Source organism: Pedobacter caeni (assembly GCF_900129215.1).
GTDB lineage: Bacteria > Bacteroidota > Bacteroidia > Sphingobacteriales > Sphingobacteriaceae > Pedobacter > Pedobacter caeni.
Window position 1 is genome coordinate 1,369,299 of sequence record NZ_FQUQ01000001.1, and the last position, 16,986, is coordinate 1,386,284.

At 39.5% G+C, this 16,986-nt stretch carries 17 protein-coding genes; 4 read left to right on the plus strand and 13 right to left on the minus strand.

Features of this window, described 5'->3' with window-relative positions; translation table 11 throughout:
* Positions 1-168 precede the first annotated feature (168 nt).
* Positions 169-588: a lipocalin-like domain-containing protein gene (locus tag BUC20_RS05785; protein ID WP_143166708.1), complete on the plus strand. Its 420-nt coding sequence runs from the start codon at positions 169-171 to the stop codon at positions 586-588.
* 88 nt (positions 589-676) lie between these two features.
* Here BUC20_RS05785 and BUC20_RS05790 read toward each other — a convergent pair whose 3' ends face one another.
* The gene (locus BUC20_RS05790) at positions 677-3,064 is read right to left on the minus strand and encodes a TonB-dependent receptor (RefSeq protein WP_073228547.1); all 2,388 of its coding nucleotides are present in this window, start codon (positions 3,062-3,064) and stop codon (positions 677-679) included.
* Between the two features lie 303 nt (positions 3,065-3,367).
* Here BUC20_RS05790 and BUC20_RS05795 point away from each other — a divergent pair, with 303 nt between their 5' ends.
* Positions 3,368-4,327 (plus strand): quinone oxidoreductase family protein, encoded by a 960-nt coding sequence (locus BUC20_RS05795; protein WP_073228550.1) that lies wholly within the window; start codon positions 3,368-3,370, stop codon positions 4,325-4,327.
* Positions 4,328-4,516: 189 nt separating this feature from the next.
* Positions 4,517-5,929, plus strand: coding sequence for a hypothetical protein (locus tag BUC20_RS05800; RefSeq protein ID WP_073228552.1), 1,413 nt, complete (start codon positions 4,517-4,519; stop codon positions 5,927-5,929).
* A gap of 28 nt (positions 5,930-5,957) precedes the next feature.
* Here BUC20_RS05800 and BUC20_RS05805 read toward each other — a convergent pair whose 3' ends face one another.
* The 7 genes from BUC20_RS05805 to BUC20_RS05835 all read right to left on the minus strand — a co-directional run bounded on the left by BUC20_RS05805 (position 5,958) and on the right by BUC20_RS05835 (position 10,938).
* Positions 5,958-6,455, minus strand: a complete 498-nt coding sequence (locus BUC20_RS05805) for a hypothetical protein (RefSeq protein ID WP_073228555.1) — start codon at positions 6,453-6,455, stop codon at positions 5,958-5,960.
* A 21-nt stretch (positions 6,456-6,476) separates the two neighbouring features.
* Positions 6,477-7,694, minus strand: coding sequence for a hypothetical protein (locus BUC20_RS05810; protein ID WP_073228559.1), 1,218 nt, complete (start codon positions 7,692-7,694; stop codon positions 6,477-6,479).
* A 145-nt stretch (positions 7,695-7,839) separates the two neighbouring features.
* Positions 7,840-8,982, minus strand: coding sequence for a WD40 repeat domain-containing protein (locus tag BUC20_RS05815; protein WP_073228562.1), 1,143 nt, complete (start codon positions 8,980-8,982; stop codon positions 7,840-7,842).
* Positions 8,982-9,419, minus strand: coding sequence for a DUF6265 family protein (locus BUC20_RS05820; RefSeq protein ID WP_073228565.1), 438 nt, complete (start codon positions 9,417-9,419; stop codon positions 8,982-8,984). The genes BUC20_RS05815 and BUC20_RS05820 overlap by 1 nt, the downstream gene beginning before the upstream one ends.
* Positions 9,420-9,436: 17 nt before the next feature.
* The gene (locus BUC20_RS05825) at positions 9,437-10,117 is read right to left on the minus strand and encodes an Imm19 family immunity protein (protein ID WP_073228568.1); all 681 of its coding nucleotides are present in this window, start codon (positions 10,115-10,117) and stop codon (positions 9,437-9,439) included.
* Positions 10,118-10,122: 5 nt separating this feature from the next.
* Entirely contained in the window at positions 10,123-10,344 is a 222-nt protein-coding gene (locus BUC20_RS05830) for a bacteriocin immunity protein (protein ID WP_073228571.1), read from the minus strand.
* An 18-nt stretch (positions 10,345-10,362) separates the two neighbouring features.
* Positions 10,363-10,938, minus strand: a complete 576-nt coding sequence (locus BUC20_RS05835; protein WP_073228574.1) for a hypothetical protein — start codon at positions 10,936-10,938, stop codon at positions 10,363-10,365.
* A gap of 311 nt (positions 10,939-11,249) precedes the next feature.
* On the opposite strand from BUC20_RS05835, the gene BUC20_RS05840 reads away from it, so the two are divergent.
* Positions 11,250-11,702 (plus strand): nuclear transport factor 2 family protein, encoded by a 453-nt coding sequence (locus BUC20_RS05840; RefSeq protein ID WP_073228577.1) that lies wholly within the window; start codon positions 11,250-11,252, stop codon positions 11,700-11,702.
* A 7-nt stretch (positions 11,703-11,709) separates the two neighbouring features.
* Here BUC20_RS05840 and BUC20_RS05845 read toward each other — a convergent pair whose 3' ends face one another.
* The 5 genes from BUC20_RS05845 to BUC20_RS05865 all read right to left on the minus strand — a co-directional run bounded on the left by BUC20_RS05845 (position 11,710) and on the right by BUC20_RS05865 (position 16,774).
* Complete coding sequence (locus BUC20_RS05845) at positions 11,710-12,327, minus strand: methyltransferase (RefSeq protein ID WP_073228580.1); 618 nt, start codon at positions 12,325-12,327, stop codon at positions 11,710-11,712.
* 15 nt (positions 12,328-12,342) lie between these two features.
* The gene (locus BUC20_RS05850; RefSeq protein WP_073228583.1) at positions 12,343-14,835 is read right to left on the minus strand and encodes a DUF1963 domain-containing protein; all 2,493 of its coding nucleotides are present in this window, start codon (positions 14,833-14,835) and stop codon (positions 12,343-12,345) included.
* Positions 14,836-14,964: 129 nt separating this feature from the next.
* Positions 14,965-15,891: a hypothetical protein gene (locus BUC20_RS05855; RefSeq protein ID WP_073228586.1), complete on the minus strand. Its 927-nt coding sequence runs from the start codon at positions 15,889-15,891 to the stop codon at positions 14,965-14,967.
* A gap of 2 nt (positions 15,892-15,893) precedes the next feature.
* Complete coding sequence (locus BUC20_RS05860) at positions 15,894-16,247, minus strand: peptidase associated/transthyretin-like domain-containing protein (RefSeq protein WP_073228588.1); 354 nt, start codon at positions 16,245-16,247, stop codon at positions 15,894-15,896.
* A 113-nt stretch (positions 16,248-16,360) separates the two neighbouring features.
* Positions 16,361-16,774: a VOC family protein gene (locus BUC20_RS05865; RefSeq protein ID WP_073228592.1), complete on the minus strand. Its 414-nt coding sequence runs from the start codon at positions 16,772-16,774 to the stop codon at positions 16,361-16,363.
* Between the last annotated feature and the right edge of the window lie 212 nt (positions 16,775-16,986).

Here is a 16,986-nt window from a genome sequence, read left to right on the forward strand (position 1 = left end):
AAGCAAAAGAGTTGATAAAATAAAGACCGGAGGGTTCAGGCACCCCACGTAGTCGCACGGTAGACGTCTGAAAGGTAAGCGGTAGTCGATGAGTAGCTCCTCATTTCTTTGTTCAGGGCTGCCAGCGAGGTAATTTTACCCTCATCAATTTATCTAAAATACATACTCATGAAAAATTCAAAATTACTACTCGTCGTATTACTTATGATTGGCCTGGCGTCCTGCAAAAAGAAAGATCCTGCAATAGAGGCAAAAGCGGCAATTGTAGGTAAATGGACACTAAAATCAATTTTAGAAATCAATTACAAAAATGGGGTAAAACAAAATGAGAACATCTCTTATGAAGAGAAAATTGACTTAGAAATCAAGGATAATGGGAAAGCTATTTTTGACAAAAGTGAATACAATTATCAACTGGAAGGCGATAAGAGGTTGAAACTAATCTACCCTGAAGAATCCAGAGTTCAATACGATTTTGAGATCAAAAAAATTACGGGTAACGAACTGAATCTGTACCTGGAGGAAATTGACACCGCAAAGAATGGGGACATCAGAAAGCAGACTTACGATCTGAATTTCACAAAGTAAGATAAAAGCAAAAGGTGATCTAAGCGGTAAGGCCTCTTCCAGTTTTAAGCATGAAGAGGCCTTTCCAGACTAGAATCAACAGGATAATTTAGATTTTATAGCCAATACTAAAGATGCTTCTCCTTGGCCAAAACGGCCTGTAAACCCCGTCAGTAGCCAGGTAACCAATGTTATTGGTTAAATTACTCACATTCAACCGGGTAAATACATTTTTATATTTATAACCTACCGCCAAATCCATGGACAGATAGCTGGATACTTTCTGATTAGGGAGGTTGAGTGTATTGCTATAAAACTGCCCCCTGTAAGAAAGGCCAAGTCCGATATCAAGGCCCTTTAACAAAATCTTATCCAGCTGATAGTCGGCCCATAGATTAGAAATTACTTTTGGAGCACCCGACAGCAGGTTGCCGGTTTTATAGGCAGGATCGGCCACCACTTTAGCTTCTATATAGGAAGCGGCAATGTTTACAGACAATTCCCCTGTGATTTTACCATTAATGTCCAGCTCAATCCCTTTGCTGCGATGTTTTGCGCCATCATACAACGCCCATTTAAACTCCTCATTGTAGAATAAATGAGGGAAATCAGGTTTGCCGGCCAATCCCATTACATACCCCATGACGTCGCTTTTATTGATTTTGAAAACCGACAATGAAATACCCAGTCTGTCATTTAAAAAATTAGATTTCACACCAAAATCCAGCTGCTCTCCCAAAGTGGGTTTCAGCATAATTCTAGAGGTTGTTTCCCATCCGTTTTGTTCATATGACTTCGCGTAAGAAGCATAAAAAGAAAGGTTGGGGTAAGGTTTAAATAATAAGCCAAACCTGGGGGTGAAGGGTGTTTGTTTGTCATTTCTATAACCATCGGGAGCCGGAACCGCAGCGGTATACTTCTGACCTCTTGTGGTTGCGTTAAAACGTATCCCTAATAAAAACTGAAGTTTATCCTTCCAGATCTTGATCTGATCCTGTAAATAAAAACCATATCGTTTTATAAAACTTTTTTCCTTGTCTTTATCCCCTTCAAAACCCGGGGTTAAAGGCAATTCGTTCTCTCCATATCTGGGGTTATAAATATTAAATGGTTTTAAGTCTTTATACTCGGCATTATAATAGGCATTGTCACTATAGAAATTATCAAAACCCAATACCACATTATGAGTCATGTTCAACACTTTGATTTTACCAATTAAATCATTTGAAGTTCCTATGCTTTTTTCAAAGGTTCTCCAGAATTCATTCTTTCTGTTAAGGTCCCCATTGTCCAACACCTTATTGTCAGTAAAATAAATGGATTCATAGGAAGAATTGACTTTAGAATAATAAAAGGTATTCTGGAAATGCCAGTCTTTGTTCAGCTTATAGCTCAGGGTAGCGTATACACTGGCTTCATTGTATCTGGCCTGGGTATTCGGCTCTCCCAGAAAAGTCCTTACCGACATTTTCTTCAGTTCTTCAAAATCTCCATTTTTTGACACTAAACCAGGAGACATTGTCCGCTGATCATTTCTGGCCACAAGTTCAATATTCCAGTTCAGCTGATCCGTTATTTTCCAGGCTATTGTCGGTGCGATAAGGTAGTTCTTACTGTTGACGTGATCGACAAAGTCTTTACCACTTTCGTAACTCGTATTCAACCGGTACAGTAGCTTATTATTTTTGGTAAGTTTACCATTGATGTCTATTGTAGGTCTGATCATTCCATAGTCATCCACTTTAAGTTCAAATTTTTGAAAAGTGGTATCTAAGGGCTTTTTTGTTACAAAATTCATCACTGCTCCGGGAGCAATATCACCAAATTGAATGGAAGCAGGTCCTTTCAGAATTTCTATGCTTTCTATGTTGTCGGTGAACAGCTGACTGTTATTATAGGTAAAGATCCCGTTTCTCCTGAAATTTGCAGAAGCGTTTAAGTCGAATCCGCGTCCGTTGAACATAGAATAAGCCCCATTATAAGAATTGTTCTGTGTTAGTCCACTTACATTTTTAATCGCATCCTCTATGCTTATGATTTGTCGTTGTTCGATGAGCTTACGATCGATGACCTGTATAGATATGGGAATATCAATCAAGGCCAGCTCAGATTTGGTAATAGAGGCGGTCTTTCGCTTCTGTCCGGTGATGGCAACTTCAGTAAGCTTTTCTGATTTTACCTCCAGTGTAAAAGTAACCCGGTTCTCTTCATTATTTTTTATGGAGATGATCTCCTGCAATTCATTATAACCTAATGCTTTGATGAGAATATGGTAAGTTCCGGCAGAAATTCCGCTGAGTTTGAATTCCCCTTCCCTATCTGTTAGTGTCTTATGTTTTGTATCGGGCAAAGTGATGGTTGCTCTATCGACTGGCTTACCGGATAGATCAGTTACCCTCCCACTTAAAAAGCTTTGTGTTTTTTTAAGACTGTCGGTGGTTTGAGCCGACAAGAAGGCTGGAAATAGCAACAACAGGATTAAGTAGCATTGTTTCATATGATTACACTATTATTTAGAATTATTATAAATTGCACGAATATATAATAATTCTAAATAAGAGTGCATCACTAAAGATTTTTTTTAAAATGCTGTGCTATAGCTATCTTAAGACCTTATGTTTTAGCAAAACCCTTTTCAATCCGAAATCCGACTTTCTATAGACGGGTTTGGTCTGATATATCCATCTGTTCTGAATTGTACAATTTTAAGGTTTAATACATATGTAGTTTTATGGTAAAGAATCAGAGAACCTAAATAGGTTCAGCAGCATTTTCTTAAATTACTTTAAATCCCTATACCATGAAAGCATTAACATTATCAGCATTCGGAAGTTCCGATGTACTTGAATATAAAGAAATCAGCGCCCCTGAATTAAAAAAAGGAGAGATACTGGTAGAAATGAAGGCCATAGGGCTGAATTTTGCCGATCTTATGCGAAGGAACGGAACCTATCCGATGAACGGCAATGCGCCTTACATCAATGGCTTTGAGGGCGCAGGAATTGTAAAGGATAACCACCATCATCCTGAGTTTAAAGTTGGCGACAGGGTTGCTTTTGCCGATGTTCCATCAGCCAATGCAGAATTGGTTGCAGTCCCAATGGAGCATCTGATTCCCCTACCTGATGAAATCAGCTTTGAAACTGCGGCTTCTATTATGCTGCAAGGCCTGACCGCTCATTATCTTACCGCCGATAGTCATCAGATAAAACCTGGCGAAACGGTTCTTATTCATGCAGCAGCAGGTGGTGTTGGACAATTGCTCATTCAGGTCTGTAAAATGCTGGGCGCTACAGTAATTGGTCTGACCTCTTCCGGCGAAAAGAAAGAAGTGGCACTCTCCTTAGGTGCAGATGCTGTATTTCTATATGATGAAGACTGGAAAACAAAAGTTTCAGAGATCTGTCCGGATGGTGTGGATGTGGTATATGAAAGTATAGGAACCACCATGGAAGGGAGTATTGCCGTCACAAAAGTCCGGGGTAAAATCGTTCTCTTTGGCCTGGCTGGTGGCAAACTGGAACTGGGCAATCCATTATGGATCATCGCACATTCTAAAACAATTACCGGAGGTGATTTGTGGAATTACCTTACGTCCAGAGCGGAAAGGATAAAAAGGTCAGCCCACTTTTTTGAATGGATCATTTCCGGAAAAATAAAGGTCTCTCCACCAACAATTTTCAGGCTTTCGGAGGGTAAGCAAGCCCATGACCTGATGGAGGGAAGAAAAAGTACCGGGAAGATTCTAATGGTTCCTTAAATCCCGGAACACTGCCATGCCTCCTACTACCGCAAGGATCAGCAAAGCGATATGAAATTACGCTAAATTCAAACCTTTTTCATTTAAATAACGTGTTTATCTTACATAACATCATGCAGATTGTAAAACTTTAATATATTTGTTTAAACCGGGAACTTGTTTTAAACCTGAAAACCAAATTTAATTATTATGATTTTGCTCTTTAGTGATAAACAAGAAAAAGCCCTCCGCTATATTTGGGTATTAGGAATCATCGTTGCATTTCTTCAAATCAGCAATTATTTTGTAAACGGCTACGGACCGGACAATACTTTTTATACTTACCTATGGTATAGCTCCAACTGGTTCCTGCAAAGTCTGCTTTTTGCCTGGTATTTTTACAGGAATAAATTGATTGCTAAAGGGCTGATTTTACAACTCCTCTTTATGCCCTATTATATTTTCCAGGCAGATTGGTCCCTCTTTATTGATTACCATTTTCCCATAGACAATAGTCCCAACATTTATAGTGTGATCAGGTTTATCACCTTTTTTATTCCGCTCATCTGTTTTGCCGTCTTTTACTATACATCTGAAGGGAGACCGGAAGGAGTCTCCAGACTGAAAGGTCTGATTGTACCGTTCTTAAGTGTGATGGTTTTCAGTTATGGAGTAAGTTCTGACCCCAATACACTATACAGTTATATTGGAAGGATTGGCACCGAATCCTTATATGTTAAAGACATTATCGTTTCTATCATCTTCCTGCTGATTACCTTTAAATCCATTGGTGCCCTGATCGCTTTCATGTATCTTTCCAACCGGATTTATGCTGTTAAAAAGTTATTCTCCCCGATTGAAGTTCAGCCCATTTCAAATCAGTTCTTTAAATGGGGTTTTATGATCAGTTACACGATCTTCTTGCTCAGCATTATAGATATGGGTGCTTCCATATTTTCCATATCGTTTTCTTCCTCGTCCTCAAAACCAACCACCATCACCTATATTTTATCCTATCTGATGATATTGCTGATCAGTGGAAGATTTTTTGCCATTCTGCTTCAATACAGAAACTACACCTTACAAAAATATTTAGGGGTTTTAAATGCAATATCAATCATACCTGTTTTAAATCTGATCTCTCTTTTTACCCTGCTTTTTGTAAAAAAGAGTGTCCTGCCAATCGGCACTTACATTCAGCATCTAAAAAGAAAGCGGTATATTCATTTGATCATCTATTCGGTTCTGTTAACCCTTTATATCCTTTATAAATATTATGGAGATCCTGAGGGATACCGTCAGGCTGCTGTACTCTACAAGATACCAGTATTTATTGTTGCAGTTGTTTTGCTGAGCAGGTATAAAATCAGCACCTTAATCGTGCCGTTCATCATCATCTTATTCCTTTACTACCAAGATGTTACCGATTTCTTTAATTTTACAAAAGGCCTCGTTTTCTTTTTTATGGAAAAGGTATTCTCTCTTTTTTTATGGCTGGGAAGTATAGCCATGTTCATGCTTTCTTATGTGGTCCATTATATTCTTCACAAATCTTTCTATACGGAGTATTTCGAGGAAAAAGATGAAGAAGCTTTTGAGCAGCATATTGAAAAATTCAACTAACATCAAAGGGCGGGTAGGGATACCTGCTTTATAGTTTTCTCAATATGATGGAGAATCCTTTATTATGACTGTTAATGTCCAGCTTCAGTTTAAAATCAAAATTATATTTGCCATCCTTTGGCACAATAAAATCAGCATTGTCCAATTCGAATGTACGTTTTGAATAGTAGGCCGTCGAATCTTTTTCCACACCGTCTGAATCCCCTCCACCCAATACCTCATAAGCTTCGGTGCTGCGCTCCGAATTGATGGCATGCCTGCCTTTAAGCACTTTTAAACTATCTGACCATACAGATTTTCCTTCATTTTCTACATTGACCCGGACCTTAAAATCCGGTAATACCTCATCATCATTCAGCGTTAATTTTGACCAGATCACCACCTTATCTCCTTTTTTCAAGTCAATATTCTCGGCCGATGAGATTTCCCCCGCCTGCAAAGGAAGCTCAATGATATTCTCTCCTACCGGATTGCAGGAAGCAAGCGCTAAAAGCAACAAACAGGGAACTATATAATATTTAAACATGAGTTTATTTTTAGGTGGTTCTTATTTCGATTTAATGGATAAAGTGTGGTGCTTAGCAAAATAGCTGAACATTTTCACAAACAGATCGGATTCGGTATCCCCGATATCATCTATCTTACTTTTTAGCACAAAGCTTTTATTGTTATAGTCTATGGGGCAAACAATTTGTACGGAATGGGGGCCAAAACGGCCTTCTCTTAGCATGCTCCTTGAGCCAATAATATAACAAAGTCCATCTTGTCTTATTGTAAAGAGCGCTTTGTTGTTTACGTCGATCACATTCCGCTGCTCATAATCGTTACTGAATTCACTTACCTTATTTACTTTAACCCCATCCATCTGTTTTTGAAAATGCAGTCGCTGAGGCGCGTCAAGCCGGAATAATTCCACAAAAGTATGGTCTACATGATCGGCATTTGGGAAAACACTCTCCCCTTCGTCTAAGAAGAATTTAAGCTCTTTTCCTAATTTTTTAAACACCCCGACCGCCATATTAACCTCAAGTACAGGTAGGTTGCGTACATAATCCTCCCATGAACTGAACTTCACATTGTCCGCGCTTTTGCTGGTTAAATTTTTAGCGTTCCTGATCAGATGATAAAAGAGGTTTACTTTTTGGTCTTTTGGCAACTCATGGGTCCAGCTCATTTCGGCCCTGTAATAAATATAACTTTTATTCGCCTGATCATATTCCAGATGAATGGCCACGAAGTTATTATCCTCATCAAAAACAATACTATTTTCATCCTGGAAATAAACCGTTTCAAGATCTTCGTAACTTGATTTTATGTCGTCCAGGGTTATTAATTTAGCATCCGTTTCGGGAATGATCAATATCGTCTGATCATATAATCTCAGTGCTTTAGAAAAGGTACTTGCCAATGTAATCACCCGGATACTGTCCTTTACTTTTGCCAGCTCCAGTTTGCCAAGCTTATCCTCTCCGTAGTTTTCCGGCGCTTCCTTTTCAAGCTTAAAATTATAATAATCGGGGATCCTGAGCTGATACTGTTTGTCAATTGTAATTGTCCTGTGAGGGAGTTTCAGGCCCATGACCTTCTTCATTTCTGCCTTATCATCTGCTTCCGAAATAACTGTTTCCTCTACAGACTCCCCTACCTTTTCTTCCCTGACCACCCTTCTGCAACCGGAACCGATCAAAACCAGTAAGATCAGGCTCATCCAAAGACGCTCCTTTACAGAAAAGTTCATACTTTTTAAATCAAGGCGAAAATTCATAGACATGGTATTTTGCTTATTTATACCAAATATATAATTTAACCTGTCAATTATTCCTTATTGTTTATCTCAATTAAAAAAATAAGGAGTAAATCAAGCAAATATTATAAGAAAATCCGGGGAACTGAGTTTGGTAGCGCTTGGGTTAAATAGCGTATAAGCTAAAACATCCGTAATCTGTTCTGACACCAAGAAGATCTCCTATAAATTTGATTTTAGCTGTTTTCACACAGTGGTCTATCGCAAAACTATACAGGAGTTTTTTCTGTTTAAAATCGTAGACATAAGCCCTGGTTCTCTGTAGGAGTACCAATCTGGACTGATCGTTATTCAAACAGAAAGCTTTGACCTCTTTGCTGTATTCTGGTATTTCCAGACTTTCAAAAGCCTGCTCCTGGCCTGTGCTCAGGTCAAAGTAACGGAGCCCGCGGCTACCATATAACGCTCTGATTATCAATAGCTGATCCTCATGAGCGAATTCCATCTGATCAACCCTCTCGAAATCACCGGTGATTTTACGGATGATTTGTCCATCCTTGCTGCTGATGAGTTCTATTTCTCCTTCTTTATGGTAAAAGGCCATCTGCTCCCCGCTTTTTGACAACCGGGCACAAAAGGGTATACTTCCCATGATCGTCTCGATCGTGTATTCCTGTTCCAGTAATACGTTGTTTTGAGGGTCAGTCAGGAAAAGTGTCTCCCGGGTGGCAAATGCCGTTTTTCCTCCCCGGATGGAAATGAAACTGGTCCGGCCGTTCTCTCCTTTGATCAGTTGCCGGAATGTTTTGCCGGAAAGGGTATATTCAAAAATATAGTGGTCAAGATCCAGGAGCAACAGGTTTGAAATGGGGCTATACTGCATGTCCCAGGCCAGGATTTTAGGGAGTAGTATCGTTTCCAACAGGTTTCCTTCCGTATCGATGCGTACCATGAAATCCTGCTGATCTGTTGGATTATTGAAATGACCATGCTTGTATACATAAATCCCATCTGGTGTATGTTCAAAAGCCAGGCTTCCGGTATAACCAGAGCCAACGAAATAATGTAAGCCCGCTTCGCCAGCTGCAGGCTGGTCATTTTTGAGGACGTATCCTTTTTTCAGCAACTCCCAGGCTTTTTTCAGCGCTTGTCGGGATGCTTCTTCTACTGAAGGAAACGCTTTCTCCGTGGTTTTTAGTTTATCAGGTTTACCCTGCGTGGAAATCAATACCTTGTCATTCAGAGAAAGGTTAAAAATCTTACCGGTACTATTTTCCCGTAAAGTATAAGTATTTGTTTTAGCAGTCATTATTTCAGTTTTCCCATTTTATAAGCATAACCTTTATCGTTCTCTCCCAGGACTTCCACAAAGATTGTGGTGTCATTTAGTTTTGTGTACTGGATCTTTTTAGGAAAATCATGGTCTGAATTTTCAAAAGAATATTTGTTTTTGAGGTTTTTATTCAGCTCAAATTCAATCACCTGTGCATTGTTCTGGTTCAGCACCCTGGCCTGATAAACCACTTTGTTGTTCAGGTGTCTGATCTGCAACTCTTCTGTGATGATCTTTTTACCTGCTTTAATTTTGTAAGAATTACCTTTCAATTGATCATCCCCTGTTCTTTTCCAGCTTTCATAGCTTTCTTTATTTTCTGCTTTCCAGGTGCCCTCCAGAAAATGGAGGTCGGTATTGGTCTGAGCAAACAGGAATGGAAACAGGATCAATAAGCTGATTAAAGTTTTCATAGGTTTAGATTTTAGGGTTATGATGGTCTCATGGCGAGTTTGATCACCTCATTCACCATGATGATCTCCTCTTCATTATTTTTAGGATTTCTTTCGGAATGGTTGCGCTTGCAGCATGTCCCGAGTTTAGGATCTTCGAAAAACATTTCAGCATCATCTTCATCAAATACGACATGATTGCTTAAATACATGGCTATTATGGGATGATGTTCTGCTTTAAATGCCGTAATTTTCAAACGCTGTTCAATTTCATTTCTAATCATTTCCTTTTCATCTGCGGCTCCCACCACTAAAGTAAGCAACAGGAAAAACAGCAAGCCGGAACTTTCGCGATTTTCGATGATCTGCAAAAACTCGGTCCACTTTAATAAGGAAAGACGGAAATGCCCGCCTGTATTCCCTAAATAGACCTCATTAAAGAAAAAGATCGTTTCATAAGGATGGTATTCTACAAATAAAGTAACCGCTTCATTGATCTCCAGCTGTAAAGTTGTGCCATTCCAGTCTTGTGCATCATTTCCATTGTGGTGCTTAGCTTCACCGGTGAGCTCTGTTTGCCATTCCTGATCAGGCATTTGATAGTGATCTGATATGAACTCATCTAACATACTTTCCGTTTCATGATCGGAGGCAAAGGGATAGCTCATCAGGAGGTAGATGCAGAAATTAAGATCAGATGGTAAAAATTCTATTTTCATAAAAATCAGAGTTGAATTGGACGGTATGCCAATGCTTTATCTACAATCTGTGCTGGTGTCAGGTCCTGATGTTCCAGCTCAAAAATATAATTTACAGCATCAGGATCCGGCACGTTATCCATAAAGACATCAATCAATTCATCATTTTCCGCTTCGGTATCCCCTTCTCCATTCTGGATCCTTTCCACCAGGCCGATCAGCTGTTCTTTCGTTAATTTTTCCATCATTATCTTTATCAATTGATACTACAAGTTATTTAAATAATGTTCGCCCAGAGGAGAAAGTGTATAGCCAGGTTCAAAACTAATGGTTAAACCCAGATTTTTAAGCTTTCGCACATTCAATTTAAGCCAGTCCTTTTCTTTACCGGTCAGTAATGCCAGGTCGGCAGCCCTGAGCTTCGGATTGTTTTTTATCGCATTTAATATTTGAAGTGTCCAGTCTCCCTGTTTACTGAATTTATCCAGCTTTTCTACTTTGGCTTTTAGCAGGTCAAATTCCGTTTTATCAAGCAGGGTGTTTTCTCTTAATTCCAGACGGGGATCTTCTGATTTATAGCTCAACCGGATGCGATAAATATCGCCGGAAGTTACCTTATTCAGCAAATCTATCAACAAATTGAGGTTTGAAAAGCCGGCCATTTGGGCTTCCTGTTCCGTTATTTCTAACAATTCGACTCTGGAGACCTCCAGCACTTCTATGATTCCCACAGCAGTTTTCATTAGACTGCCTTCTTTCGCGGCCAACTTGTTCCATTTACGGAAGGCCAGAGCAATAGCTCCGGATTTTATGCCTTGCAGGTGTTCGATCTTAAATAACATCTGGGTGATTTTGTTTCTGAGTGAATTGTTCCTGAGTAATTTTGTCTTAAACTGTTCAGTTCTATGACCTGTTTAAGGTATGAATATTAGGTTTTAGAGATATAAATTTCAAAATAGCATGTTTTGATCGCCCGAATAAATATATAGCTCTAAGATAATCCAAAAACACTACAAGTAAAAAGCCAGTGCGGGAAAAAACTACAAACAATACTGCATGATATATAAAAAAGGTAAAAGCATTGTCTATATTTATTTAAATAAGAAGCAGCATTTATCTAAAGTAACAAAGCACTGAAAAAACCACCTCATTTATGAAATTAATCCCATTATTTATCTTATTTATCGTTCTTGGTTCTTTAAAAGTTCAGGGCCAGACCGCTCAGGATTCACTTGACATCAAGAGGGTTGCACTTGCTTATATTGAGTCTCAGCACAACCCTAATCCAAAGCAAATGGACGATGCCCTACATCCACGCGTAGTTAAAAGGTCGGTATTCAAAAATAAAAAAACAAAAAGGGATTACATTTCTGAGTTTTCGGCCGAGAACCTGGTGATTCTTGCAGAAAGCTATAATACTGCCGGAGATAAGTTCCCAAAAACACCAAGAAAGGACATAAAATTACTGGATATATCGGCCTTGACAGCCTCCGTTAAGCTGATTGCAGATGAATGGATTGACTATATGCACATCGTGAAGACAAATGGGGAATGGAAAATCATAAATGTGCTTTGGCAGTACAACAAGGTATCAGAGCATCAATAGACGTTTTTTATTGCTGAGTTTTTCCCGTGTTAAGAAATCGGGGGATGAGAAAGGGGGTGTTTTTCTTATATTGGAGATAAGGTGCTCCAAGCCTTAATTCTACCTCAAATTCCTCAAAATATTTGATATAAAAGAGATGTGCGGGAATAACCATGATCAGACTGAAGAGAAAAAAATAAGTAGACTGAGCAAGCAGTCCCAGGCCCAATAACATGAGGTAATATCCCAGTGCCATTGGGTTCCGCACCTGATCATATACTCCCCTGATTACGACGTTTCTGGAAAATTTAAATGCCATTGCTCCGCGGCCAATTTTAGACAATAAGAAGGTAGAAGCCATACAATAATAGGATCCAATGAGCAGAAATAAACTTCCCGGGATCCATAAAAACAGATCATCCCGCAAGGAAATCAATCCCAGTGTTTCATCCAAATGTAAAAGTCCGGGGGTTAAAAAGCTGATTCCGGCTGGCAGAACAAGGAAAAACCAATAGCAGAAATGAACTACTCTGATGGGTAATTTTGCAAATTCTAAATCTGGTTTTCTTCTGATTGCTCTTCCACAGGCAAAAGTAGCCAGGATAAAAATGAGTACTCCGATGACCTGGAATGCGATCACAGCCATAATTCTGACGATTAATTAACTGGTTTCCAAGCTACAAAAGATATTAGAGAAATCTGCTTTTGCGAGATCACTTTTATGAATAACGAAGTAAATTTCTCCTGAATCCCAAAAGCAAAAACCGGGATTCTGATCTGAGCTTACCCTAAGCAACACCATATAATCCTGGGGTTGACCTTTTAATTTACTGGCCGCTTCTATCTGAGGCGAACCGTGTTGCTTGAAAACATAGCTATTGATGCTATGCACCGGTTTAACCTGATCCGGATGTAAACCTGACCTGAATTTGTCGATCAGGTCATAATCACCCTCTTCCAGGTCTGTTAAATTCTCTGCATCTCCATGATATAAATGCTCATCACTATAGAATGAAGGCATACCTGCGTATTTATCCGCTTTAACCATAAATGGATGAAAGATCCCATGATCATCATAAATGAAGTCTTCATTTACATCCAGATCTTTTGCGGATTGCAAGTCAGACAGTTCCGTTTCGGCATAAATCACCTTTGCACTGAAGTCCTCCTGATCTGTGATAAAGAAATAAAGTATTCCCTTGCGGGGCAAAAAGGACTGAAAAGTGCTCAGTTCCTCACAATTTAACTGCGCAATAAACTGATACCCCAATACATCGTTGTGATAAGTAGTAAAGGTGGGATAAGCCATATCTTTAGGGAGATCCGGGAGTCCTCCAAACCTGCAGTTTCCCTTCCTGCTGTAATCATCAGGTTTAGTGGTTTCGAGCGCTACAGACCATAGCGCCAGCAGCTCCAAACCTTTTTTATATTCCTCAAGCTCAGCTTCTGCAATCGAATGGCTTAAGTTGTATTTTAAGTCCCTTGATGTCATTGCAGAAAAGCATTCATTGTCAAATGAAATGGTTCCAAGTCCGTCGGCACCTTTGTATTCATAGTCAAGCAATGCCTGCTTTTTCTCCAGTTCCAGCTCCAGGTACTCGATGTATTCTATTCCTGAGGGCAAGGACTCAAAGGGATTATCGGTTATATTCAGCCATCTTAGCTTAGACAAACTGACCAGCGATGCAGGCAATGCTTTCAATTGATTTTTTTGAAGATACAGAGACTTCAGGCTTGAAGGAAGCTGGTCGGGAATTGCTTCCAGCTGGTTATTTGATAAAGTGCAAAATTCGAGGTCAGGAAGTTCTAAGGCCATGGAAGGCAATGTCTTTGCCTGACTTCCTACGATACCAAGGGAACGAAGCGCTTTGAGCGCTCCTATTTCTTCCGGAATAACCTTCACCAGATCTATCCAGTAGAAAGATAAATCTTTCAATTTACCCAGCCGATAAATATCAGCAGGAATTTCCTCCAGGCGCAACCCTGAAAAGCCATTATCGTAAAATATATTTAAGGATTCCAACTGGGTATAATTGAAAATTTCGTCTGGCAATTTACTGGCAGCCAGATTATTTAATTGCAGGTGACGGACCGTTTGAGGAGCTGCAGTACTGGCTTCGGTCAGAGAGCTGAACCGATAATGTTCCCATTTCAAATCAGCCAGGCTGATCTTCTTTGCCAAACTTACCGCATATACTTTTGTTTCCATAAAATCCCTGAAATAGCCATTGAAACCTACCCAACCCTCCTTTAGGGTAAGTTCTCCAAAAAGAGAGAGGCTATAATGAAAGCCACCTTTCCATAAAGAAACCATGTTTCGCTCCTCCCGGTCCTTTTCTATAGAGAACTTACCAGTAGGAATCCCTTTCTGATAAATATCTCTGAGGTCGAAACGAAAGTACACCACACCATCATCGTAATCGTTCAGGATATGACCATATTTTTGATAATTCGGGATGGCCGCCTGGAGATAAAGACTGAGCTGATCGCCGGTGTTTCCTGTACTATGGATGGAACAACTGGAACCTTCCAGGAAATCAAATGAGACATGATCGATCTTAAACTCCTCCTGCTGATCTGCAGGAATCTGAAAATCTTTGATTTCAGGAATTTCAGCGTTTTGCTCTTCTTCCGTTTCCAGGGGAGCAAGAGCTGCAGTCTTAAACAAGGCATCCAGTCCTTTATTCTGTTCCTCCATCGCTGTAACCTGACCACCAAAATACTGAAGGCTTTTCCATGTTTCTTCGAACAAGGGAATGTACTTTTTATACTGACCTGCTTCACAGTCTCCTACAAAATCATAGCTGTAGGCCTCGCTGATTTTTAATACTCCAAAATAGTAGAAATACCCGTAAGACGACTTTGCCATCCGGATATAACTGCTACCTCCGGCAACTGTTATGGTTTTATCTTCAATAATTTCCAGCTCTCCCCTTCGCTCCTTGCAACAATTATAGAAACATTCTTCAAAATCTTTTCCTTTGAACTTGTCATAGTACTTGTTTTCGTAAAGTGCAACAGTGATCGTTGCAATATCATCATCTCCGTAATCCCCATAGTTATGTTCCGCTCTAATGCATTCCCACATCGTTTGAGTATGCTTAAAGGGAGGGTTGATGTTGATCTGAAAGGTCTTTGCAGGGATCGTTTCCATATTGAACTTTGTTGGTTGATGTACACCAAAAATAGCCAATACGCACAGGAATCAAGATATACAGGAGTCTACTTAGCGTCTACGGCCTCTCATTTCCGGAATAAATTTTTCAAACAGCAATCTGATCAATTAATCCAGACCAGTATAAGAGAGACTATATTTAAACACCTCAAATTGTTTTCCATGCTGAGGCAATTGCAAAATGAAGTAATTCTGATAGCGGGAATTGTCTTTTTTATCTTCAGCAGTCAACACCCCCAGGCCTTTCGGGGCTGTGGCATTTTCCAGAGTTACCGCTTTCCCATTTCCCATGATCCGAAGCTGATAATTTTTAATTTCAGGCATGATGCCTTTATGTGCATCAAAATAACCCATCAGGTTTTCATTATAGGCTTTTTGCTCCGCAACGGACATTCTTTCGGCAGCAAACAGATCATGCTTTGCCTTATCTATTATTTTCATAAAAGTGGTCCCATCACCAGCATTTAAGATGGCTCTTAACTCATTGAATCGGGACAATACCATTTTCTGCAATTCCTGCTTATCCATGCGGTTCAGATTTACGGCGTTTTTCAGGCTTCCATAATTCAATTCCGAATGATGATCGAATGTCCACTCCTGTTCAAAAGATGGTCTTGCAGTTTGCTGGCCTGAAAAATCCAGAGACAACAACAACTTCTCTTTGGACGAATCACGTTGATAAACAGCTCCTTTCAGGGATTTTAAAAGTTTGGGAGAGATTACCCCTCCTTTCTCCATGTTGGGGGCAAAAACACGTATTTTAATTTTCTGCCTGCCATCAGTCGTCAAAAAAGCATCCAGATTTTCCGCAGCAGCAAGACCATCTACTCCCCCTTTAACCAGGACGAGATCGTTTACTAAAACTTCAAAAGGAATGGAAAAGTTTACAGCAAGAAAATATTTACCTTTTGTGACTTTCTTTTGTGCAATTACCGGGCTGTAAGCCGTAAACAACAGCATGATGATACAAAAAGAAAGGCGAACCATCTTCCCATTGGAATGAATGAATAATTTGTAATCAAGCCGTTGTTTCATGATCAGAGGCTGTCTTTAAGCATCAAAAATACGGTATCGGGTGTATGATTCAGAAAAGTATATTTCAACTTTTCGCCATGTTGCGACCAAATTGAAGGAAGAGTATCTATTCTGTATTTATCGAGCGAAAAAATCAGATCTGTAAAAGATTGTTTCTTATTTTCTATCCTAAAATAGCCTTTTGCATCAGTATATGTAAATTTAGCATTTGCCGGTAACCGCTCCTTAACCAATACCTTTGTCAAAGGTTCCCTCGTCAGGCCATCATAAACATATCCGTGGTAAGCCTCTGTGGGGCTGCAATAACTAAATAAAAGACAGGTAAATAGTAAAATGACATTGGCAATTTTTCTCATGTTTTGAGCCCATCAAAGATTCAGTATTTTATATTTTAAGGCAAGATACATGATAAAATTACATTCTAATAAAAAGGAAAGACAGAATTGCGCTCTGTCTTTCCTTCAAGAGTTTATTGAAAGTTGACCATCCAGTTGACTCCGAATTTATCTGTAAACATTCCAAAGCTTTCTGCCCAGAAGGTTTTACTCAAAGGCATTGTAACTGTGCCTCCTGCTGAAAGCCCTTCGAATAAACGTTTTGCTTCTTCTTTACTTTCAGGAGCGATCGTGATTGAAAAATTACTTCCAGTTATAGGGGCTGCCACAGTGCCAGGCGTATCACTTCCCATTAAAACGGTGTTCTTTCCTATAGGTAAGGCCACATGCATTACTTTTTGGCTTTCATTTTCTGCGGGTTTGTATTCTCCGGGAACATCGCCAAACCTCATCAGGGTAAGGAATTCTCCTCCAAATACGGATTTATAAAAGTTAAATGCTGCTTCGCAATTATCTGCAAAAGACAGGTAAGGACTTAATTCTGCCATGTTTTCTGGTTTTTAGGTGACTAAATCTTGCTGGTACTCACATTGTTGGTTTGCTTATACTAAGATAAATAGAACAAATTAAATTCCGGGAGTGCAATCAGGACAATTAAAAGGGGCAATTGCGAATTTATCTTCTCTAAAAACAGCTGATGATCCTGAGTATAAAGCCATCATTTATCGGGTATCAAAACTAATTGATGATCAGGGATGTT